We start from the raw sequence: 20,628 nt of genomic DNA, 5'->3' as shown, positions 1-20,628 counted from the left end.
ATTCAATCAAGTCGTTTTTCGCGGGATCAACCTGTGGCTGCATCCGTGCCTCCCCGCCCTGTTGTGGGAGTCATGAACCGCTCGCCGAGCAGAGTGATCGCGGCCGGCAGCAACACACCCCGGACAAGGGTCGCGTCGATCAGGATGGCGACCGAGAGCCCGATGCCCATCATCTTGTACTCGATCGCCGACAGGACCACGAAGACGCTGAACGCGGCAGTCATGATCACGGCGGCGCTGGTGACGACGCCGGAACTGGTGCCGATCCCGGCGACGACGGCCTGGCGCACCGGGGCGCCGGCGGCGCGGCGTTCCCGGATCCTGCTGAGGACGAAGATGTGGTAGTCCATGCTCAGCCCGAACAAGATCACGAACATGAACAGCGGCAACCAGCCGATCACTCCGCCATAGGAGGTGAAGCCGAGCACCGTGCCCAGCCGGCTGTCTTGGAACACCCAGGTCAGCACCCCGTAGGCGGCACCGAGCGACAGCAGGTTGAGCAGGATCGACACCAGGGACACCGCCAGGGATCGAAACGAGATCGCCAGCAGTATGAGCGCGAGCGTGAGCACGAACCCGATCACCAGCGGCGAGCGCTCGGTGATCTGCTTGGTGAAGTCGTAGGCGAACGCGGTCTTGCCCGCCACCGCGTAGTCCAGGCCGTCCAGTGAGCCGAGCGCGGCCGGAGCCTTCACGGCACGCAACTCCTCCAGGGAACGGTTGGCCACCTCGCCCGTGCCGGAGTCGGCCAGCGGGACGCGAGCGACCATGATCCGGTCGACCCGCGCGGTGGAGACCGGGTGCAGCGCCTTCACCGCCTGCCGCACCCCGGGGGCGTCCAGCGCGGCGGCGCGCTTCTCCCAGATGACCACCCACGCGGGCAGCGGGCTGCCGGGGAACGCCTCCTGCATGCGGATCGCGGAGTCCACCGCCGGGACCTCACGGGGCAGGCTGTCGGTGACCGCCGCGTCCTGGAGCCGCATTCCGAACGCGGGCAGAGTCAGCACGACCAGGGTGATCGTGGCCAGGCCTCCCCATAGCAGCGGACGCCGCACGACTGCGCGCGCCACGGCTGTCCAGAAGCGGGACTCGCCGGCCGCGGTGCGGCGGCGGCCGAGCCAGGGAATGCGAGCCTTGTCGACGTGGTGGCCGAGCAGGGCCAGCAGAGCGGGCAGCACCGTGACCGAACCGATCATGGCGAGACCGACGACCAGGATCGTTCCCACGGTCAGGCCCCGGAAGTTGTCCAGGCCGGTGAACAGCAGGCCGGTCAGGCACAGCATCACGGTGAGACCGGAGACGACCACCACGTGGCCCGAGGTCCGCGCGGTGATCTCGAGTGCCTCGGTCACGCCGTGTCCAGCGGCCCGTTCCTCACGTTCTCGGCGCAGGTAGAACAGCGAGTAGTCGATGCCGACGGCGAGGCCGATCAGCAGCACGACGGAGGAGGTGGCGCTGTTGACCGGGACCCAGTGCGCGGCCACCTGAAGCAGGCCGAACGCGGCGAGCACGGTGGTGGCGGCCAGCAGCAGCGGAATCCCCGCGGCGATCAGCGAGCCGAACACCACCAGCAGGATCACCACGGTAAGCGGCAACGAGAAGAATTCGGCCCGCTTCATGTCGTCCTTGATGCCGTCGTTCACCGCGTCCGACAGGCTCACGTCTCCGGCCTGCGCCAGCCGCACGCCGGGATGCCTGGCCGACACCTCCTCGACCACCGACTCGATCGCGGCGTAGTGGTCGCGGAACCGCTCGCCGGGTCCGGCGATCTGGATGTTGACCAGGCCGGAGCGTCCGTCCTCGGAGACCAGATCGGCCCCGCCCGGCTCCAGCGGTGAACGCAGCGCGGCGACCGCGCCCGGTGCCCGGCGCATGCTCGTGGTCAGATCCCCGATGGCGCCCCTGACCTCCGGGTCGGCGGCGAGGAGGGGCCCGTCCTTGAGCGGCTGGACCAGGACGTTCTCCTGCAGCGGGACGTAGCCGATCTGAGCGTCCAGGACCCGGTCGGCGCGGCCGGACTCTCCCGGATCGGTGCTGTTCGTCGAACCCAGGCCCAGGACCGTGCTGGCGAGCACGGAAACGATCACCAGGGTGAACCACCCGACGATCGTGACCATGCGGTGGCGGACCGACCAACCGGCGATCCGTTCCGTCAGCGGGCCGCGTGATTTGCTTTCAGGCAGCATGAACTGCTGTCCTTTCCATGAAGGAGCGTTCCTCTGAGCTGGTGCGTACTTCTTCATCCACCTGGGTCGTCGAGTTGCCGCTCGGCGGCCCAGGACATGCTCGTGGGCTATTCGACCGTCTTGAGGATCTTCTCGATCCTGGTCAGCCGCTCGCAGATCTCACCGAGTTGCCGCTCGATGTCCCGCTGCGTGTCCGCGCCGCTTGAGGCGAGCCTGCGGTATTCGTCCTCGCGGGCAAGTGCCGCACGGGCCCGGACCGTCGCGCCGACCTGAACGACGATCACCGTGATCACCGTGGTGACGAAGGCGAAGATGCCGAGAGCGCCGACCACCTCCGCCAGGCTGTGTCCGTCCATCACTCCGATCCCTCCGCGTCGGCCCCGGGCACGGTCAGCGTGCTCACCGCGGCCTGGATGGCCTGTGGGGTCAGCTCGATGGCGAACGGTTTCACCTCGTAGAACTTCATCGTCTTGCCGTCCTCCGAAAGTTCCGACCGGCTCGTCACCAGCCCCGCCGCCTCCAGCTTGCGCAGGTGGACCTGCAGGAGGGGACGGCTGATGCCCAGCTCGCGGGCGAGCCGACTCACGTAGTCGGGCTCTCCCGCCAGCGCCGCGAGGACGCGCAGCCGGTGCGGATTGGCCAGGGTGGCCATCACCTTCAGCAACTCGTCCCCGGTCGGCACCGGGGTGCTCATGACGCATCCCCATACATGCAAACAAAAGTTAGCAGGTGTCTGGCGGCATTTGCCAACCCGTGTCTGCGGCTACCCCGAATAGTCCTGAACGGCATCGCACCAGGAACGGATGTCATCCGCTGAGGGCGTCTGGCGGCCGTTCTCCAGCTTGCTGACCTTGGATGCCTGCCAGCCGTACCGGGCGGCCAGTTGCCGCCCGGTCATCTTGGCGTCCAGGCGTAGTTCCTTGAGCCTTGCTCCCATCTGCTGACGGGCGCGGGTGATGTCACGCACCGGAGGTCACGAACTCCTCAAGGGGAATCGCGTGCTCCCATGCGAGATCACGCCACTTGCGATGCTGTTCGACCGTGGCCTGGTCCGTGATGATCTCCGCACCCAGAAGAACGTCATCGACGTCCAGGTGGAGCAGCGCCAGACGTTCATCGTCGAACAGCCACCAATCCGACCGGGGGAGACCCAGCCGTTCGGCCTCCACTCGATCGAGGTGCGGAACGCGGACACATCGAACGAGGAGAACAGCTTCACGAAGTCATCGCCGGACACAAGACGCATGCTGATCACCCTAGGAACTTGAACAACTCCTTGGGAGCCTCCACGAACGCCTCCCCGCCGAGGATGTCTCCGGCCTCCGCCGGCGTCGCAGGGTAGGCGGGTTGAGGATCGGTGCAACGTCGGCACCGGTACCGGCAACAGCCCCGAATGATCGGGAACAACAAGAAGCCCCAACCCGCGACGTGCGCCGCGAGCGGGGGCTTCGAGCTCTCGCCGAAGGCTGCTTTACCTGGTTGAACGTGTCGGGATACCCACGAAGGTGGCTCCGCCGTCATGTTGCCGTTGGTCGAAGAAGTCGTCGCCCTTGTCGTCCACGACGATGAAGGCGGGAAAGTCCTCGACCTCGATCTTCCAGACGGCCTCCATCCCGAGTTCGGGATACTCCAGGACCTCGACCTTCCTGATGCAGTCCTGGGCGAGGCGGGCGGCGGGGCCGCCGATGGAGCCGAGGTAGAAGCCGCCGTGGGCCTCGCAGGCGTCGGTGACCTGCTTGGAACGGTTGCCCTTGGCGAGCATGACCATGGAGCCGCCCGCGGCCTGGAAGCGCTCGACGTAGGAGTCCATGCGTCCGGCCGTGGTGGGGCCGAAGGAGCCGGAGGCGTAGCCCTCGGGGGTCTTGGCGGGGCCGGCGTAGTAGACCGCGTGGTCCTTGAGGTACTGCGGCATCTCGCCGCCGGCGTCGAGGAGCTCGCCGATCTTGGCGTGGGCGATGTCGCGGGCGACGACGAGGGGACCGGTCAGGGACAGGCGGGTCTTGACCGGATACTTGGTGAGCTCGGCGAGGATCTCCGGCATCGGGCGGTTGAGGTCGATGCTCACCACGTCGTCCGACAGGTGCTCGCCGGTGGTCTCCGGGAGGAACCGCGCGGGGTCGGTCTCCAACTGCTCCAGGAAGATCCCCTCGGGGGTGATCTTGGCCAGGGCCTGGCGGTCGGCGCTGCAGGAGACCGCGATGGCGACCGGGCAGGAGGCGCCGTGGCGGGGGAGGCGGATGACGCGGACGTCGTGACAGAAATACTTGCCGCCGAACTGCGCGCCGATGCCGAGCTTCTGGGTGAGCTCGAAGACCTTGGCCTCCAGTTCGGTGTCGCGGAAGCCGTGGCCGCTGGGCGAGCCGGAGGTGGGGATGGCGTCCAGGTAGCGGGCGCTGGCGTACTTGGCCGTCTTCAGGGCGAACTCGGCGGAGGTGCCGCCGACGACGATCGCCAGGTGGTACGGCGGGCACGCGGCGGTGCCGAGGGAGCGGATCTTCTCCTCCAGGAACTGGAGCATCCGCTTCTCGTTGAGGACCGCCTTGGTCTCCTGGTACAGGAACGACTTGTTGGCGCTGCCGCCGCCCTTGGCCATGAACAGCAGCTTGTACTCGTCCGCGTGGCCGTGAGGGTCTTCGGCGTAGAGCTCGACCTGCGCGGGGAGGTTGGAGCCGGTGTTCTTCTCCTCCCACATGGTGATCGGGGCCATCTGGGAGTAGCGCAGGTTGAGCCGGGTGTAGGCGTCGTAGACACCGCGTGAGATGTGCTCGGCGTCGGCGCCGTCGGTGAGCACGTGGCGGCCGCGCTTGCCCATCACGATCGCGGTGCCGGTGTCCTGGCACATCGGGAGCACGCCGCCGGCTGAGATCGAGGCGTTCTTCAGCAGGTCGAGGGCGACGAAGCGGTCGTTCCCGCTGGACTCGGGGTCGTCGATGATCTTGCGGAGCTGGGCGAGGTGGGAGGACCGGAGATAGTGGGAGATGTCGTGGATCGCCGTCTCGGTCAGCAGCCGGAGCGCCTCGGGCCCGACCTCCAGGAACCTGCGGCCCGCGGCCTCGACCACCCGCACCCCCTCGGCGCTGACCAGGCGGTATCGCGTCTCATCCGGTCCCATGGGGAGCAGGTCGGTGTAGTCGAACTCGGGCATCGTCTTCGATCCTCCGTGCGGGGGCCTTCGGTCCTCCTAGAGGGTACGGCCTGCCGCTCACGAGAAGCCGCCGAGGTCGGAGGGGCGGCCCTGTCTCACTTCACGATGCGAATATTGGGGTGATATGAGATGAAAAATGACTATTTGGGGTAAGCATTAGCTGCTTGTGGCGTCTTCTGTCCCTATGTGTCCGAAGACACAGAGGAAGCTGGAAATAGACCGGGTCGAGTGTCCGGTGGGATCCGGAGGGTGTCATGAACATTGGAAACACCGTTATGAGCAGCAATATCGTCATGCTTGTGATCATGGCGGTTCTCGTGGTCGTCGGCCTCGCCGTGTCATTGATCGCCATCACGCTCAGGAACATCAGCGAGAGCGGTGGGCGGACTCCCCAGTGGCCGGTGAGCTGGCCGGAACCTCCGGTGAACCTACCCCAGCAGCAGCTTGACGTCTCCTCGCAGGAGGCCGCTCCGCAGGACGCCGCTCCGAAGAAGGCCGACGTCCCCCGCCAGCGGGCGAGCCTGCCGCGCTCGGGGGTGAACCGGCACCACTGAGACCGATCGCGATCCCGGCGACGACCAGCCCGGCCCCGAGCAGGTCGGGCGCGGACGGCGCGCCCAGGCCGAGGAGCGCTCCGGTGGCGATGGTGCCGACCGGGAGGCGGCAGTGCTGACATCTGCGCTCATGTCGGCAATGCTAGGAAGACAATGGCTCTCCAATAGGGTCAAATGAAGCGCTAAAAAGAGGACCAATTGGCCGATCTGCATCTGAGCGTCGACCGGGTGGCGGGCGGGATCGCCGGGCAGATCGCCCGCGAGCTGCGGGAGGCCGTACGGCGGGGCAGGCTGGCGGCGGGCGAGCGGCTGCCCGCGAGCCGGGAGCTGGCCAGGGATCTCGGGCTGTCGCGCGGCGTGGTCGTGGAGGCCTACGAACAGCTCGTCGCGGAGGGATTCCTGATCTCGCGGGTCGGTGCGGGCACCAGCGTGGCCCCGGCGGCGAGCCGGCTCTCGGCGGCGGTCACCCGCGATCCCCTGGTGTCCGCGGGCAAGCCCTACTACGGGCGTCGCTCCACATCCCCCGACCTGGGAGCCTTCCCCCGCGAGCGCTGGCTCGCCTCGATCAGGAACGCGCTCGCCACCCTGCCCGCCGATGCGCTGGACTACGGGGACCCCGGCGGGGTCCCCGTCCTGCGCGAGGAACTGGCCGCCTACCTGAGGAGGGTCCGCGCGGCGGAGGTCGGCCCCGACAACCTGGTGATCGTGGGCGGGGTGGCCCAGGGACTGAACCTGACGGTCCAGGCGCTCGCCGGGCAGCTCCCCGAGGGCCGGGCCAGCCACGATCTGAACTGGTTCGTCGACCGGATCGCCCATCCCGCGCCCCCCTCCGGCCGGATCCGGCTGGCCGTCGAGGACCCGGCCGGCCTGCGCCAGCTCCCACTGCTCCACGCGGCGGGGGCCGACCTGGTCGCGGTCCCGGTGGACGGGGAGGGCGTCGACGTCGGGGCCCTGGCCGCGACCGGGGCGAGGGCGGTGCTGCTCACCCCGGCCCACCAGTACCCCACCGGTGTGGTCCTCTCCCCCCGTCGCCGCGCCGAGCTCATCGGGTGGGCCGCCGAGACCGGCGCGACGATCCTTGAGGACGACTACGACGCGGAGTTCCGGTTCGACCGCGATCCGGTGGGCTGCCTGCAGGGACTCGCCCCCGACCGGGTGGTCATGGCGGGGAGCGTGAGCAAGTCCCTGGCCCCGGGACTCCGGTTGGGCTGGGTGGTGGCCCCGCCCGGGATCGCCGAGTCGGTACGGCTGGCCCGGGGCGAACTGGACCTGGGCTCACCGGTTCTGGAGCAGTACGCGCTGGCGCACCTCATCGGGACCGGCGGCTACGACCGGCACCTGAGGAGGATGCGGCGGGACTATCGCGCCCGCCGCGACGCCTTCGTGCGGGCGCTGGCCGACCACCTCCCCGAGATCACGGTGCTCGGGGTCTCCGCCGGACTGCACCTGTTCGCCGAGCTGCCCGGCGGCTGGGACGAGCCGTCGGCGGCCGAGACGGCCCAGGCGTGCGGTCTCGCCGCCGAGGCGGTGGGTCCGATGCGCAGCTCCCCGGGGCCGCCCGCCCTGGTCATGGGCTTCGCCCGCGTCCCCGTCCACCGCGCCGACCCGGCCATCCGCGCTTTCGCGGCCGCGCTGAGGGGATGACGGCGATCGCGGGGATGTCATCGACCGGGATCTTCTCCCATCGGGAAGAACGAGATCATCGATCGCCCTCACATGCTGACAGCTCGTCTTTATGTCCTGACAAACTCTTGACGCTCTTCGATTCCTTCGCTTAGAACTGTTAGAACTGAAGGTCAGCCGCAATCTCCTTCGGAGGCGTCATGCGTGTTGGTCTGCTGGGGCTCGGCCGGATCGGGGCGTTCCACGCCGCGACGCTGGCGGCACACCCCCGCGTCGACGAACTGGTGGTGGCCGACGCGGACGGCGCGCGGGCGGCCGAGGTCGCCACCGGGCCGAACATCAGGGTGGGCGACGCCTTCGACACCGACGCCGTGATCATCGCCACCCCCACGGCCACCCACGCCGAGCTCCTGATGCGCGCCTGCGCTCAGGGGGTGCCGGTGTTCTGCGAGAAGCCGGTCGCGACGGGGGTGGAGGACACGCTCCGGGTGCTCAAGGCGGCCAGGCAGAGCGGGACGGTCGTGCAGATCGGCTTCCAGCGCCGCTTCGACCCGGGCTACGCCCGCGCCAGGGAGGCGCTGCGCAACGGCGACCTGGGCACGCTGCACCGGGTGCACATGATCACCGCCGACCCCCGGCCGCCCGCTCCGGGCTACATCCCGACGTCCGGCGGCATCTACCGTGACTGCCACATCCACGACTTCGACATCCTGCGCTGGGTCACCGGCCGCGAGGCCGACACCGTCTACGCGACCGGTTCCAACCGGGGCGAGAGCTTCTTCGCCGACGCCGGCGACGTCGACAACAGCGCCGCGCTGCTCACGCTGGACGACGGCACGCTGGTCACCCTGCAGGGCTCCCGCTACAACGGAGCCGGATACGACGTACGGATGGAGCTGGCCGGCACCCGCGGGACCCGGGCGGTCGGCCTCGACCCGCGCACGCCGCTGACCAGCACCGAGGGTCTGCAGCCGCCGGGCGAGCCGTGGCCGGACTTCGTCAGCAGGTTCGAGGCCGCCTACGTCGCCGAGCTCGGCGCGTTTCTCGGCGTGGCGAGCGGGGAGACGGAGAGTCCCTGCACAGTCGAGGACGCCCTGGCCGCGCTCTATCTCGCGGAGGCCGCCGAACTCTCCAGGCACGAAGGGCGTCCCGTTCACGTAATGGAGGTGGTCCGTTGAAAACGGCCGGTGCACCGATCTCCTGGGGCGTCTGCGAGGTCCCCGGCTGGGGGGTCCAGCTCGAACGCGACCAGGTCCTCGCCGAAATGCGGGAGCTGGGGCTCACGGCCACCGAGCTGGGGCCCCCGGGATTCCTGCCGCCCTCGCCGTCACGCTGCCGCTCCATGCTCGCCGAGTACGGCCTGCGCGCGGTCGGCGGGTTCGTCCCCGTGGTGCTGCACGACCCCCACCACGACCCGCTCCCGGAGGTCCGCGCCGCGATGGGCGCCTTCCGGGACGGCGGTCTGGAGGTGATCGTGCTGGCCGCCTCCACCGGGGGCGAGAGCTACGACACCAAGCCCGCCCTGGAGGCGGGCGGCTGGAAGACCCTGATGGCCAACCTGGCCCGGATCCTCAAGAACGCCAAGGAGTTCGGCCTCATGGTCACCCTGCACCCGCATGTGGGGACCATGGTGGAGAACCCCGGGGAGGTGGAGCGGGTGCTCGACGGCAGCGCGGTCCCGCTCTGCCTGGACACCGGCCACCTGCTCATCGGCGGCACGGACCCCGGCGATCTGGTCGCCCGCGCCGCGGAGCGGATCGCGCACGTTCACCTCAAGGACGTCGACGCCGAACTCGCCGCCCTGGTCGGGTCGGGTGAGCTGACCTACACCAAGGCGGTCAAGAAGGGCCTCTACCGCCCGCTCGGCCAGGGCGACGTGGACGTCTCCGGCATCGTCACGGGCCTGACCGCCGCCGGGTACGACGGCTGGTACGTCATGGAGCAGGACGTCGTCCTCGGCGCCGAGGACGACGCCGACCCCAAGGAGAACGTCCGCGCGAGCCTGTCCTACCTGAAGGGGCTCGCCGGTGCGCCACCGCTGGAGAGACCTGCCTGACGTCCTCTCCACGGCCGAAGCCCGAGGTCTCCACACTGGAGGTGCGCGATGATCGAGGTCCTGACCATGGGACGGGTCGGGGTGGACATCTACCCGCTGCAGGTGGGGCTGTCCCTGCGGGAGGTGGAGACCTTCGGCAAGTATCTGGGCGGCAGCCCCACCAACGTCGCCGTGGCCGCCTCCCGCCTCGGCCACTCCAGCGCGGTGATCACCCGTACCGGGGCCGATCCGTTCGGCCTGTTCGTTCACGACGCGCTGCGCTCGTACGGCGTCGACGACCGCTACGTCACCGCCGTGCCGCACCTGCCCACCCCGGTGACGTTCTGCGAGATCCGGCCCCCGGAGGACTTCCCTCTCTACTTCTACCGCTCTCCCAAGGCCCCCGATCTGGAGATCCTCCCCGGCGAGCTCGATCTCCCCGCCATCGCCGAGACCCGGCTGTTCTGGGCCACCGTCACCGGCCTGTCCCAGGAGCCCTCCAGGAGCGCGCACTTCGCGGCCTGGAGGGTGCGGGGACGCAGGCCGTACACGGTGCTGGACCTCGACTACCGCCCGATGTTCTGGCCGAACACGGAGGCGGCCCGCGTCCAGGCGCGCAGGGCGCTCGGACAGGTCACCGTGGCGGTCGGCAACCTCGACGAGGTCGAGGTCGCCACCGGCACCCGCGAACCGCACGAGGCGGCCAGGGCGCTGCTGGAGGCCGGCGTCGAGCTGGCGATCGTCAAACAGGGCGGCGACGGGGTTCTCGGCATGACCGCGGAGGAGACGGTGGAGGTGCCGCCGGTGCCGGTCGAGGTGGTCAACGGGATCGGCGCGGGGGACGCCTTCGGCGGGGCGCTCTGCCACGGGCTGCTCGGCGGCTGGCCGCTGGAGGACACGCTGCGCTTCGCCAACGCGGCGGGCGCGATCGTCGCGGGACGGCTGGCCTGCGCGCCCGCGATGCCCACCCCCGACGAGGTGAGAGCGGTGCTCGGCACCGAGCAACCGGTCCGGACGCAAGGGAGTGAGCGTTGAGCGAGGTCAGTCCCCTGCCGGCCGGGACGGGTTCCGGCACCGCCGGAGAGGGTCCCCGGGCCGCCCCGGAGAACTCCGGGTCCGTCCGGGCCGGCACCGGACCCGTCCGGACGAGTGCCGCCGGAGGCATGAGCGAGGACGACTACCGCGGCCTGCTCGACACCCGCGCGCACGCCCCCTGGCGGATCGTGGAGGCGGCCGCGGCACGGCGGCGCGGGAGACCGCTGGAGGAGCGCGACCAAATCCTCGTCATCGCGGCCGACCACTCCGCCCGGGGCGTGCTCGGCGCCGGGGGCCGGCCCTTCGCCATGGGCAGCCGCGTCGACCTGCTGCAACGCCTGTGCGTGGCGCTGGCCCGGCCCGGCGTGGACGGGCTGCTGGCCACCCCCGACATCGTCGAGGACCTGCTGCTGCTCGGCGCGCTGGAGGGCAAGCTCGTCATCGGGTCGATGAACCGGGGCGGCGTGCACGGCGCGGTGTTCGAGTTCGACGACCGTTTCACCGCCTACGACACCCCCGCGATCGTCCGGATGGGCCTGGACGGCGGCAAGATGCTCTGCCGGATCGGCCTGGACGACCCCGGCACCGCCACCACCCTGGAGTCCTGCGCTCGGACGATCACCGAGCTGGCCTCGCACGGCCTGGTCGCGATGGTCGAGCCGTTCTGGTCGCGACGGGTGAACGGGGCGGTCGCCCACGACCTGTCCCCCGAGGGGGTCATCCGCTCCATGCACGTCGGACAGGGGCTGGGCGCGACCTCCGCGCACACCTGGCTGAAGCTCCCGGTGGTCGCCGACATGGAGCGGGTGATGCGCGCCACGACGCTGCCGACCCTGCTCCTGGGGGGTGACCCGGGAGGCGATCCCCAGCAGACCTACGCCGCCTGGCGCGACGCGCTCAGGCTCCCCGGCGTGCGGGGTCTTGTGGTGGGCCGCGCATTGCTGTACCCCTCCGATGACGACGTGGCCGCGGCCGTCGACACCGCCGCGGCGATGCTGGAGGTGACAGTGAGCGAGCGATCGGGCAGGCACGGCGCTGAGACGTCACGCTTCGACGGACCGGCAGAGGAGGGGCGGGCATGACCTTCATCCCCGCGGGAAGCACGGCACTGTCCCCCTGGACACTGCTGATCACCCCGGAGTCGGCCGGGTGGACCTACGCCGGACTCCGCCTGCTCTGCCTGTCCGGCGAGAGCGTGGAGTTCACCACAGGTGACGAGGAGATGCTGGTCCTGCCCCTGTCGGGCTCGTGCGCGGTCGAGTGCGAGGGTGTACGGCTCACGCTCCACGGCCGGACCTCGGTCTTCCAGGCGGTCAGCGACTTCGCCTACCTGCCCGTCGGCGCGACCGCCCGGATCACCGGCACGGGCCGGTTCGCGTTCCCCGCGGCCCGGGCGAGCAGGAGCTTCCCCGTCCGGTACGGCCCGGCACGCGAGGTCCCGGTCGAGGTGCGCGGCGCGGGCCAGGCCAGCCGTCAGGTGAACAACTTCTGCGCCCCGGACGCCTTCGACTGCGACAAGCTCGTCGCGGTCGAGGTGCTGACCCCCGGCGGCAACTGGTCGTCCTACCCGCCGCACAAGCACGACACCGCCTCCGAGCGCGAGGCCGTGCTGGAGGAGATCTACTACTTCGAGGGCGGTCCCGGCTACCAGCGGGTCTACGGCACACACGACACGCTGGCCGAGGTGTCGGGCGGCGACGTGGTGCTCGTCCCGCACGGCTACCACGGCCCCTCGATGGCGGCCCCCGGCTACGACCTCTACTACCTCAACGTGCTGGCCGGGCCCGCTCCGACGCGGTCCATGGCCTTCTGCGACGACCCCCGGCACGCCTGGGTCCGCTCCTCCTGGGCGGAGCAGGCGGTCGACCCCCGCCTCCCCATGACGAAGGCGCTGCGATGAGACTCACGGTGGCACAGGCGCTCGTGCGGTTCCTCGCCAACCAGTGGACCGAGCGCGACGGCGTCGAGCAACGGCTGGTGGCCGGATGCCTGGGCATCTTCGGCCACGGCAACGTGGCCGGGATCGGACAGGCACTGGCCGAGCAGGGAGCCGGTACGGCAGGCGCCCTGCCGTACTATCTGGCCCGTAACGAGCAGGCCATGGTGCACACCGCGGTCGGTTACGCGCGGGCGCGTAACCGCCTGTCCACCTTCGCCTGCACCACCTCGATCGGGCCGGGGGCCACCAACCTGGTCACCGGGGCGGCGCTGGCGACGATCAACCGGATCCCGGTGCTGCTGCTGCCCGGCGACGTCTTCGCCACCCGGGTCGCCACCCCGGTGCTGCAGGAGCTGGAGGACCCCCGCTCCTACGACGTGACCGTCAACGACGCCCTGCGGCCGGTCTGCAGGTTCTTCGACCGGATCAACCGCCCCGAGCAGCTCCCCTCGGCGCTGCTGGCCGCGATGCGGGTGCTGACCGACCCGGCCGAGACGGGCGCGGTCACCCTGGCGCTGCCCCAAGACGTGCAGGCCGAGGCCTACGACTGGCCGGTGGAGCTGTTCCGCAGGCGGGTGTGGCACGTGGCCCGCCCGGTGCCCGAACCGGCCGCGCTGGCACGGGCGGTCGAGCTGCTGCGGGGATCGCGGCGCCCCCTCATCGTGGCCGGGGGCGGGGTGATCTACAGCGAGGCGTCGGAGTCGCTCGCGGCCTTCGCCGCCGGACACGGCATCCCGGTGGCCGAGACCCAGGCGGGCAAGGGGGCGGTGCCCTACGACCACCCCCGCGCGGTCGGCGGCGTCGGGCACACCGGCACCGCCGCCGCCAACGCCCTGGCGCGCGAGGCCGACCTGGTCATCGGCGTCGGCACCCGCTACAGCGACTTCACCACCGCCTCCCGGACCCTGTTCGGCCCGGCCGCCTTCCTGAACGTGAACGTCACCGCCTTCGACGCGGCCAAGCACTCCGGTGAGACGCTCGTCGCCGACGCCCGTGAGGCGCTGCGGGCGCTGGATCCCGGGGACTGGAGCGCCGACCCCGGCTGGACCGCCAGGGCGGCGGAGCTGACCCACGACTGGCAGGAGCAGGTCTCCCTGCTCACCACGGGAGACACGCTGACCCAGCCGGTGGTGCTCGGCATGCTCAACGAGGTGGCCCGGCCGGCGGACGTGGTGGTCAACGCGGCCGGGTCGATCCCCGGCGACCTGCACAAGCTCTGGCGTGCCACCGGCCCGGGGACCTACCACGTGGAGTACGGCTACTCCTGCATGGGCTACGAGATCGCCGGAGGACTCGGCGTGAAGCTGGCCGACCCGGAACGCGAGGTCTTCGTGCTGGTCGGCGACGGGTCCTACCTGATGATGGCCCAGGAGATCGTCACCGCCGTTCAGGAGGGCGTCAAGCTCGTCGTGGTCCTGGTCGACAACCACGGCTTCGCCTCCATCGGCGGCCTGTCGGAATCGGTCGGGGCCCGCCGCCTGGGGACGGCCTACCGGATGCGCGGTCCCTCGGGCGAGCTGGACGGCGCGCTCCTGCCGGTGGACCTGGCGGCCAACGCGGCCAGCCTGGGCGCCGACGTCCTGCGCGCCGACGGCCCCGAGTCGCTGCGGGTGGCCCTGACCAAGGCGCGCGAGTCCGCCCGGACCACCGTCGTCCACGTCGAGACCGTCCCCGGGCCGGGACCGGACACCACCGCCTGGTGGGACGTCCCCGTCGCCGAGGTGTCGGACCTGCCGGAGGCGCGGCAGGCCCGTCTCGGCTACGAACAGGCCAAACGGGCCCAGCACCCCTACCTCTGAGCGGCCAGGGGCGCCGGGAGCGGCCGGGGCGGGCGCCGCTATCCCCGGGCCGCGATCTCCGGCTTCGGCTGGAAGCCCCCGGCCAGCGGCACGATCAGGGCCACCATGACGGCGGCCGGCACGAACGCCGTCCGCACGTCCACGGTGTCGTTGACGGTGCCGACCACGGCGGCGCCGACGAGGAAGCCCACGTAGTTGAACACGTTGACCCGCGCGATCGCCGTCTCGGCCCCGGCGCCGAGACGGCCTGCCGCGGAGAACGACTGCGGCGCGATGACGGACAGGCCGATGCCGACCAGGCCGAACGACAGGACCGCCACCGGGGCAGCGGGGGCGACGACGACGCCCAGCGTGCCGGCGGCCGCGACCACCGCGCCCACCCGGACGACCGGGGCCGGACCGTACCTGCGCACGGCGAGGTCACCGGGGACCCGCGCGACGAGCATGGCCGCCTGGTAGACGAGATAGGCGAAGGGCACCAGCCAGCCGCTCGCCTCCAGCGCCTTCTCCATGTAGACGGTGCCGTAGTTGGAGACCGCCGCGTCGCCGACGTAGAGGAAGGCCATCGCCAGGCAGAGCGGGATGATCGGCCGCCACGGCACCCTGACCGCCGCCGCCGCGGCGTGCGCCGTCGCCTTCTCCTCGTCCCGGCCGTAGAGCCGGGGGAGCATGACGATCGAGGTCGCGGCGCCGATCGCCACCGGGACGGTGAACGACCAGCCCAGGCCTATCCCGAGGGCGCTGAAGGCGGAGTTGAAGCCGGCGCCCAGCATCGAGCCGACACTCCACACGGCGTGGAATCCGGTCAGCACGCTCATGCCGTAGCGGCGCTCGACGGCGACGGCCTGCATGTTCATCGCCGCGTCCACCGCCCCGACGAAGAGCCCGAACACGGCGCTGAGCACGTACAGCCCGGCGAGCCCGTCGTTCCACCCGGAGAGGGCCACGACGGCGCAGACCCCCACCTGGGAGATCCGCAGGACCGGCCCGCTGCCGTACCTCGCGGCCAGCGGGCCGGCCACGACGCTCCCGACGCCGGCGATCACCGGCACGAGCAGCAGGACGAGGGTGAGGTCACCGTCGCTCAGCCCGAACCTGTGCTGCAGGTCGATCACGTGGGTGAGCAGGGTGGCGAAACAGAGGCCTTGGACGAAGAAGGCGGCCCAGGTCGCCACTCGTGCCTGCCTGTCGCGGGGGGTCGGCACCACGGTCTCCATGGAACATGAGGGGGGTTCAAGTTTCCGCCAGATTAGGGGTGCCGTCCCCAGTGGTCAATGGCCGATCACCCGCGTCGTCGCGCCGCGGGAGGGGCGGGCCGCGCCGCCACGACCCCCGCAGCGATTATCGTCGAGGGGTGGACAGTTTCCCGCCCTCGCCCCGCCACTCCGCACCCCCGCCGGCCCCCGGCGATCTGCGGGCGGGAAACGCCGACCGGGAACGGGTGGCCGCCGTGCTGAGCGACGCGCTCGCCGACGGCCGGCTGAACCACGAGGAGCACGAGGAACGGCTCGAAGCGCTGTACCGCGCCCGCACGCTGGGCGAGATCGCCGCGCTCACCACCGACCTGCTCCCGCCCGAGGCCCAGCCGCTGCGGACCGACGTCCGCCCGGTCGTGGCCTTCTTCGGCTCGGACAAGCGCTCGGGCCGCTGGGTGGTGCCCACCCGCTTCTCCGCCACCGCGATCTGCGCCAACGTCACGCTCGACCTGCGCGAGGCGGTCCTCCAGTCCGGCCACGTGACCCTCCAGGTCACCGTGATGGCCGGGACCCTCACGCTCATCGTCCCCGAGGGCGTCCGGATCGAGATGCCCGCCTCCGGCTTCATGGCCGGAAAGAAGAACCGGGTGCCGCCCTCGTCCGACGGCCCGGTCATCGAGATCACCGGACTCGTCACCATGGGCAGCATCGTCGCCAAGTCGCCCAAGCGTCCCCGCCGCCCGTGGTTCCGCCGCTGAACGGGGACACGGGCGGCCGGCGGCGGGCGGGTCAGCTCGCGCTGTCGAAGTTGATCGCGCTGTAGGCGCGCAGCTTCCAGAGCTGGTGCTCGCTCTCGATCTTGCGGATCGTGCCGGAACGGCCGCGCATGACCAGGGAGCTGGTGACGGCGTGGCCGCCCCGGTAGCGGACACCCTGCATGAGCTCGCCGTCGGTGATCCCGGTGGCCGCGAAGAACACGTCGTCGGACCTGACCAGGTCGTCGGTGCTCAGCGTGGCGTCCAGGTCGAGACCGGCGTCCAGCGCCCGGCGGCGCTCGGCGTCGTCCTGCGGCCAGAGCCTGCCCTGGATCACACCGCCCAGGCACTTGAGCGCGCACGCCGCGATGATGCCCTCCGGCGTGCCGCCGACGCCGAGCATCAGGTCCACGCCGGTTCCCGCGCGGGCGGCCATGATCGCTCCGGCCACGTCGCCGTCGGTGATGAGCCTGATCCGCGCGCCGGTGTCCCGGATCTCCCTGATGAGCTTCTCATGGCGCGGCCGGTCGAGGACGACCACGGTCACGTCCGAGGGCTCGCCCCCCTTGGCACGGGCCACCGCGGCGATGTTGTCGGCCACCGGCGCGTTGATGTCCACCGATCCGGCGGCCTCGGGGCCGGTGACCAGCTTGTCCATGTAGAAGACCGCCGACGGGTCGTACATCGAGCCGCGCTCGCTGACCGCGATGACCGAGATGCCGTTGGGCATGCCGAGCGCCGTCAGCCGGGTGCCGTCAATCGGGTCCACGGCCACGTCGCAGGCGGCACCGCTGCCGTCGCCGACCTGCTCGCCGTTGTAGAGCATCGGCGCGTTGTCCTTCTCCCCCTCGCCGATCACCACCACGCCGCTCATCGACACCGTGTTGATCAACTGGCGCATCGCGTTCACCGCGGCACCGTCGGCGCCGTTCTTGTCGCCGCGCCCGACCCAGCGGGCCGCCGCCATCGCGGCGGCCTCGGTCACCCTGACAAGTTCGAGAGCGAGGTTGCGGTCGGGGGCGTGTGCGCCCGTGGCCAGCGCGGCGGGTACGGATGACTGATCGGACATGACGAGGAGCCCCTCTCGTGGATTACTGCAACGATCGTAGTTGCCACCCTCTTACCGGGTGTCGAGGGATAATGTGCCCACTATGAGCAGCGACACGGATTGGCAGGTGGCAGGTGTGACCGCACGGACCTCCGAGCGGGGCGCCGCCACGCGCGTCGCACTTCTCACCGCGGCGAGAGAGGTCTTCGTCACGAGTGGTTTCGCGGAGGCCGGGGTCACCGACGTGGTCGCCCGGGCCGGAGCGAGCGTCGGCAGCCTCTACCACCACTTCTCCGGTAAGGCCGATCTCTATCTGACGCTCTTCGACGAGTTCCAGAGCCGGCAGACCCAACGGAGCAAGCAGGCGGTCCAGGAGGTCCGCGCCGAAGGCGAGACCGACCCGATGCGGCTGTTCGTCGCCGGCGCCCGCGCCTACCTGGAAGGGTGCCTCGCCGAGCGCGAGATCTCCGCGCTGTTCCTGCGCGGTGACGGCCCGCCCGGTTTCGAGGTCATCATGCGCGACCGGCTCCGCCAGTGGGCCAAGCGCAATGCCACCCTGTTCGAGGGAGACCAGGGCGCGCTGGTCGTGGTCCTCACCGGCGCGCTCGCCGCCGCGGTCTCCGAGGTCGCCCTGTCCGAGGACGAGGCCGCCTCCCGCGAGCTCGCCGAGGGCGTGCTGGCCATCATCGGGCAGATTCACCGCCCCTGAGGCCGAGACCGCCCTTCCGAGCGGCTAGGGTCGACAGACGTGGAACGGTTCACTCAGGGTTTCTACGGCTACGTGGTCGCGATGCTGGTCTGCCTTGCCGGTGTCGGCGTCTTCCTGCTGGTCACACCGCAGAGCAGGACTGAGCACATCCCCAAGGTCGACTACTCCATCGACGTGGCCAACATGCGGCGTGCCGCCCCCTACCAGGTGTGGCCGCCCGACCCGGTGCCCGCCGGCTGGATTCCGACGAGCTCCCAGATGACCGACCAGAAGGGCGTGGTGAGCTGGAGGCTCGGCTTCGCCACCGCCAAGCGCCCCGAGGCCGCCACCCGCTCCCACGTGATGCTCGCCCAGAGCGACGAGAAGCCGGCGGCCGAGTTCGCCAACCGGATGGCCAACACCGGAGAGGTCGTCGGCAACGTCCAGATCGGCGGCGTGACCTGGGAGCAGCGCCTCCGCAAGGACAAGAACCAGCGCTCCCTGGTCCGGCTCCTGCCCGACGTCACGGTCGTCGTCACCGGGACCGCTCAGTGGGACGAGCTGTCGGCGCTGGCCGGATCGCTCAAGCAGCAGGTCAAGATCACCTCCTAGCGGGCGCCTCCGCATGGTCCCGGCACGCCGTACGGTCCCGGCACGCTAGAAGGGCGCGTCGCCGGAGGGATCGGGCTGCCTGCGCTGCGCCATGGCGGCGGCGAGCTTCACCCGGGCGCCCTGGAGCCACTCCTCGCACACCGACGCCAGCTTCTCGCCACGCTCCCAGAGCTCGATCGACTGCTCCAGCGTGAGCCCGCCCGCCTCCAGGCGGCGGACCACCTCGGTCAGCTCCTCGCGTGCCTGCTCGTACGACGGTGTCTTCTCATCGGCCACGTCCACCACCCTAGGGGCACTCGCCCTGGCAGAGGCCCCGCACCGCAGGACTGGGAGACTGCGTCTATGAGCGTCCGCCCCGCGACCCCCGAGGATATCCCCGAGCTGGTCCGCCTCCGCGTGATCCTGGCCGACCGGATGGCCCAGGACGGCAGCTACCCGATCGGCGAGCGCTGGCAGGAGGACTACGCCGACAGTCTCGAGGAGCGGCTGGGCAGCGACGACACGGCCGTCTACGTGGTGGACGCCCCCGCAGGCGGCCTGGCCGCCTGCGGGATCGGCCTCATCTTCGACCGCTTCCCCGGCCCCACCCTCCCCGACGGCCGTTGCGGCTACATCCAGGGCATGGCGACCGACCCCGCGCACCGGCGCCGGGGGCACGGCCGGGCCATCATGTCCGCGCTCCTGGACTGGTACCGGGACGGCGAGGTCCAGAGGGTGGACCTGCACGCCACCTCGGATGCGGAGCCGCTCTACCGGGAGCTCGGCTTCGTCGACGACGGCTATCCGTCGCTCACGTGGCGGCATCCCTCCTGACCGTCACCCTGTCGTCGGGGAAGCGGATCGTCAGCTCGTCACCGGGTGCGACGTCGCCCGCCAGCCGTACGACGTCGCCCGAGGGGCGCTGCACGATCGCGTAGCCGCGTTCCAGGGTGGCGGCGGGGGAGAGGGAGACCAGTCGTGCCCGCAGGTGTCCCAGGGAATCCTGGGCGCGGTCCAGGGAGCCGGTGAGCGACCGCCTCGCCCGGTCCCTGAGCTGTTCGGCCTGCTCGGCCCTGCGCTCGATCTCCCGGACCGGGTCGGCCAGCGAGGGACGGGTGCGGACCGCCGCCAACCATGCCGTCTCACGGTCCAGCCAGCCACCGGCCACCCGGCGGCCCCGGTCACGGAGCTGGCGCACCAGCGTGAGCTGCTCGCCGACGTCCGGCACGACCTTCTTGGCGGCGTCCGTGGGGGTGGACGCCCGCACGTCGGCGACCAGGTCGAGCAGCGGGTTGTCCTGCTCGTGGCCGATCGCGCTGACCACCGGGGTCCGGCACGCGGCGACCGCCCGGACCAGCGCCTCGTCGGAGAAGGGCAGCAGGTCCTCCATGGACCCGCCGCCCCGTGCGATCACGATGACGTCGACCTCGCCGTCCGCGTCGAACTTCCGCAGGGCCTCGGTGACCTCGCCGACCGCGTACGGTCCCTGCACGGCCACGGGCTCGACCTTGAACCGCACCGCCGGCCAGCGGCGTCGCGAGTTTTCCAGCACGTCGCGTTCGGCGGCCGAGTCACGGCCGCAGATGAGTCCGACGGTGCCGGGCAGGAACGGCAGCCGCCGCTTGCGGTCGACGCCGAAGAGTCCCTCGGCGGCGAGCACCTGGCGTAGCCGCTCCAGCCGGGCCAGCAGTTCGCCGACGCCGACCGGCCGCATCTCCAGCGCGGTGAACGCGAAAGACCCCTTATTTACCCAAAAGTCCGGTTTAAGGTGCATGACGACCCGGACGCCGTCCACCGGCCGGGGGACGGTCGCCTCGTAGACGCCACGGGGGCAGGTGACCCGGGCCGACACGTTGGCCACGGGGTCACGCAACGTCAGGAACACCGTGCCGCCGCGGGCGGTCAACTCGGTGATCTGCCCCTCCACCCAGACGGTGCCGAGTTTGCCGATCCAGCCGCCGACCATCTGCAGCACCGTGCGGACCGGGAGTGGCTGTTCCGGAGTGGTCTTCGAGCTCATGGGCGGAGCCTACG

The 20,628-nt window shown here is 70.8% G+C and carries 22 protein-coding genes; 12 read left to right on the top strand and 10 right to left on the bottom strand.

The window, feature by feature from the left end:
* Nucleotides 1–26 precede the first annotated feature (26 nt).
* The 6 genes from FHR32_RS09035 to FHR32_RS09010 form a co-directional block, all read right to left on the bottom strand.
* Entirely contained in the window at nt 27–2,186 is a 2,160-nt protein-coding gene (locus tag FHR32_RS09035) for an MMPL family transporter (protein WP_184753891.1), read from the bottom strand.
* Between the two features lie 107 nt (nt 2,187–2,293).
* Nucleotides 2,294–2,542: a hypothetical protein gene (locus FHR32_RS09030; RefSeq protein WP_184753890.1), complete on the bottom strand. Its 249-nt coding sequence runs from the start codon at nt 2,540–2,542 to the stop codon at nt 2,294–2,296.
* Nucleotides 2,542–2,880: an ArsR/SmtB family transcription factor gene (locus tag FHR32_RS09025; protein WP_184753889.1), complete on the bottom strand. Its 339-nt coding sequence runs from the start codon at nt 2,878–2,880 to the stop codon at nt 2,542–2,544. The genes FHR32_RS09030 and FHR32_RS09025 overlap by 1 nt, the downstream gene beginning before the upstream one ends.
* 69 nt (nt 2,881–2,949) lie before the next feature.
* The gene (locus tag FHR32_RS09020; protein ID WP_312882187.1) at nt 2,950–3,153 is read right to left on the bottom strand and encodes a helix-turn-helix domain-containing protein; all 204 of its coding nucleotides are present in this window, start codon (nt 3,151–3,153) and stop codon (nt 2,950–2,952) included.
* Nucleotides 3,146–3,355, bottom strand: coding sequence for a DUF6879 family protein (locus FHR32_RS09015; protein WP_184753888.1), 210 nt, complete (start codon nt 3,353–3,355; stop codon nt 3,146–3,148). Before FHR32_RS09015 ends, FHR32_RS09020 begins: the two co-directional genes overlap by 8 nt.
* Nucleotides 3,356–3,657: 302 nt before the next feature.
* Nucleotides 3,658–5,331 carry a fumarate hydratase gene (locus tag FHR32_RS09010; RefSeq protein WP_184753887.1) on the bottom strand — a complete coding sequence of 558 codons (1,674 nt, stop codon included), beginning with the start codon at nt 5,329–5,331 and terminating at the stop codon, nt 3,658–3,660.
* 275 nt (nt 5,332–5,606) lie between these two features.
* On the opposite strand from FHR32_RS09010, the gene FHR32_RS09005 reads away from it, so the two are divergent.
* The 8 genes from FHR32_RS09005 (at nt 5,607) to iolD (ending at nt 14,316) form a co-directional block, all read left to right on the top strand.
* Complete coding sequence (locus tag FHR32_RS09005) at nt 5,607–5,885, top strand: hypothetical protein (protein WP_184753886.1); 279 nt, start codon at nt 5,607–5,609, stop codon at nt 5,883–5,885.
* Nucleotides 5,886–6,083: 198 nt separating this feature from the next.
* The gene (pdxR, locus tag FHR32_RS09000; RefSeq protein ID WP_184753885.1) at nt 6,084–7,529 is read left to right on the top strand and encodes a MocR-like pyridoxine biosynthesis transcription factor PdxR; all 1,446 of its coding nucleotides are present in this window, start codon (nt 6,084–6,086) and stop codon (nt 7,527–7,529) included.
* A gap of 179 nt (nt 7,530–7,708) precedes the next feature.
* Entirely contained in the window at nt 7,709–8,686 is a 978-nt protein-coding gene (locus tag FHR32_RS08995) for a Gfo/Idh/MocA family protein (RefSeq protein ID WP_184753884.1), read from the top strand.
* The gene (locus FHR32_RS08990) at nt 8,683–9,564 is read left to right on the top strand and encodes a TIM barrel protein (RefSeq protein WP_184753883.1); all 882 of its coding nucleotides are present in this window, start codon (nt 8,683–8,685) and stop codon (nt 9,562–9,564) included. Before FHR32_RS08995 ends, FHR32_RS08990 begins: the two co-directional genes overlap by 4 nt.
* 48 nt (nt 9,565–9,612) lie before the next feature.
* Nucleotides 9,613–10,578, top strand: coding sequence for a 5-dehydro-2-deoxygluconokinase (iolC, locus tag FHR32_RS08985; protein ID WP_184753882.1), 966 nt, complete (start codon nt 9,613–9,615; stop codon nt 10,576–10,578).
* Nucleotides 10,579–10,706: 128 nt separating this feature from the next.
* Nucleotides 10,707–11,660, top strand: coding sequence for a Cgl0159 family (beta/alpha)8-fold protein (locus FHR32_RS08980; RefSeq protein ID WP_246466704.1), 954 nt, complete (start codon nt 10,707–10,709; stop codon nt 11,658–11,660).
* A complete protein-coding gene (iolB, locus tag FHR32_RS08975; RefSeq protein ID WP_184753881.1) occupies nt 11,657–12,478 on the top strand; it encodes a 5-deoxy-glucuronate isomerase in 822 nt (273 codons plus the stop codon). Before FHR32_RS08980 ends, iolB begins: the two co-directional genes overlap by 4 nt.
* Entirely contained in the window at nt 12,475–14,316 is a 1,842-nt protein-coding gene (gene iolD, locus FHR32_RS08970; RefSeq protein ID WP_184753880.1) for a 3D-(3,5/4)-trihydroxycyclohexane-1,2-dione acylhydrolase (decyclizing), read from the top strand. Before iolB ends, iolD begins: the two co-directional genes overlap by 4 nt.
* 38 nt (nt 14,317–14,354) lie before the next feature.
* Here iolD and FHR32_RS08965 read toward each other — a convergent pair whose 3' ends face one another.
* The gene (locus FHR32_RS08965; protein ID WP_184753879.1) at nt 14,355–15,521 is read right to left on the bottom strand and encodes an MFS transporter; all 1,167 of its coding nucleotides are present in this window, start codon (nt 15,519–15,521) and stop codon (nt 14,355–14,357) included.
* Between the two features lie 149 nt (nt 15,522–15,670).
* Here FHR32_RS08965 and FHR32_RS08960 point away from each other — a divergent pair, with 149 nt between their 5' ends.
* Complete coding sequence (locus tag FHR32_RS08960; protein ID WP_184753878.1) at nt 15,671–16,270, top strand: DUF1707 SHOCT-like domain-containing protein; 600 nt, start codon at nt 15,671–15,673, stop codon at nt 16,268–16,270.
* Between the two features lie 31 nt (nt 16,271–16,301).
* Here FHR32_RS08960 and glpX read toward each other — a convergent pair whose 3' ends face one another.
* Complete coding sequence (gene glpX, locus FHR32_RS08955; RefSeq protein WP_184753877.1) at nt 16,302–17,336, bottom strand: class II fructose-bisphosphatase; 1,035 nt, start codon at nt 17,334–17,336, stop codon at nt 16,302–16,304.
* An 82-nt stretch (nt 17,337–17,418) separates the two neighbouring features.
* Here glpX and FHR32_RS08950 point away from each other — a divergent pair, with 82 nt between their 5' ends.
* Nucleotides 17,419–18,024 carry a TetR/AcrR family transcriptional regulator gene (locus FHR32_RS08950; RefSeq protein WP_184753876.1) on the top strand — a complete coding sequence of 202 codons (606 nt, stop codon included), beginning with the start codon at nt 17,419–17,421 and terminating at the stop codon, nt 18,022–18,024.
* A gap of 39 nt (nt 18,025–18,063) precedes the next feature.
* Complete coding sequence (locus FHR32_RS08945; protein ID WP_184753875.1) at nt 18,064–18,615, top strand: DUF4245 domain-containing protein; 552 nt, start codon at nt 18,064–18,066, stop codon at nt 18,613–18,615.
* Nucleotides 18,616–18,660: 45 nt separating this feature from the next.
* On the opposite strand, the gene FHR32_RS08940 is transcribed toward FHR32_RS08945, so the two are convergent.
* The gene (locus FHR32_RS08940) at nt 18,661–18,900 is read right to left on the bottom strand and encodes an exodeoxyribonuclease VII small subunit (protein ID WP_376773300.1); all 240 of its coding nucleotides are present in this window, start codon (nt 18,898–18,900) and stop codon (nt 18,661–18,663) included.
* Nucleotides 18,901–18,957: 57 nt separating this feature from the next.
* Here FHR32_RS08940 and FHR32_RS08935 point away from each other — a divergent pair, with 57 nt between their 5' ends.
* A complete protein-coding gene (locus tag FHR32_RS08935; protein ID WP_184753873.1) occupies nt 18,958–19,428 on the top strand; it encodes a GNAT family N-acetyltransferase in 471 nt (156 codons plus the stop codon).
* Here FHR32_RS08935 and xseA read toward each other — a convergent pair.
* Nucleotides 19,406–20,614, bottom strand: a complete 1,209-nt coding sequence (xseA, locus tag FHR32_RS08930) for an exodeoxyribonuclease VII large subunit (protein WP_184753872.1) — start codon at nt 20,612–20,614, stop codon at nt 19,406–19,408. The two genes, FHR32_RS08935 and xseA, sit on opposite strands and share 23 nt — an antisense overlap.
* Nucleotides 20,615–20,628: the final 14 nt, after the last annotated feature.

The sequence above is a fragment of the Streptosporangium album genome (assembly GCF_014203795.1).
In the GTDB taxonomy this organism is placed as follows: Bacteria; Actinomycetota; Actinomycetes; order Streptosporangiales; family Streptosporangiaceae; genus Streptosporangium; species Streptosporangium album.
The sequence above is the reverse complement of the archived record's forward strand: the minus strand, read 5'-3'. Positions and strand labels throughout refer to the sequence as shown.

Bases quoted from the DNA above. Each gene is read 5' to 3' on its own strand.
- FHR32_RS09035 (WP_184753891.1), bottom strand. From the start codon at position 2,186: ATGCTGCCTGAAAGCAAATCACGCGGCCCGCTGACGGAACGGATCGCC.
- FHR32_RS09030 (WP_184753890.1), bottom strand. From the start codon at position 2,542: ATGGACGGACACAGCCTGGCGGAGGTGGTCGGCGCTCTCGGCATCTTC.
- FHR32_RS09025 (WP_184753889.1), bottom strand. From the start codon at position 2,880: ATGAGCACCCCGGTGCCGACCGGGGACGAGTTGCTGAAGGTGATGGCC.
- FHR32_RS09010 (WP_184753887.1), bottom strand. From the start codon at position 5,331: ATGCCCGAGTTCGACTACACCGACCTGCTCCCCATGGGACCGGATGAG.
- FHR32_RS09005 (WP_184753886.1), top strand. From the start codon at position 5,607: ATGAGCAGCAATATCGTCATGCTTGTGATCATGGCGGTTCTCGTGGTC.
- FHR32_RS08995 (WP_184753884.1), top strand. From the start codon at position 7,709: ATGCGTGTTGGTCTGCTGGGGCTCGGCCGGATCGGGGCGTTCCACGCC.
- iolC (WP_184753882.1), top strand. From the start codon at position 9,613: ATGATCGAGGTCCTGACCATGGGACGGGTCGGGGTGGACATCTACCCG.
- FHR32_RS08980 (WP_246466704.1), top strand. From the start codon at position 10,707: ATGAGCGAGGACGACTACCGCGGCCTGCTCGACACCCGCGCGCACGCC.
- iolB (WP_184753881.1), top strand. From the start codon at position 11,657: ATGACCTTCATCCCCGCGGGAAGCACGGCACTGTCCCCCTGGACACTG.
- iolD (WP_184753880.1), top strand. From the start codon at position 12,475: ATGAGACTCACGGTGGCACAGGCGCTCGTGCGGTTCCTCGCCAACCAG.
- glpX (WP_184753877.1), bottom strand. From the start codon at position 17,336: ATGTCCGATCAGTCATCCGTACCCGCCGCGCTGGCCACGGGCGCACAC.
- FHR32_RS08950 (WP_184753876.1), top strand. From the start codon at position 17,419: ATGAGCAGCGACACGGATTGGCAGGTGGCAGGTGTGACCGCACGGACC.
- FHR32_RS08935 (WP_184753873.1), top strand. From the start codon at position 18,958: ATGAGCGTCCGCCCCGCGACCCCCGAGGATATCCCCGAGCTGGTCCGC.
- xseA (WP_184753872.1), bottom strand. From the start codon at position 20,614: ATGAGCTCGAAGACCACTCCGGAACAGCCACTCCCGGTCCGCACGGTG.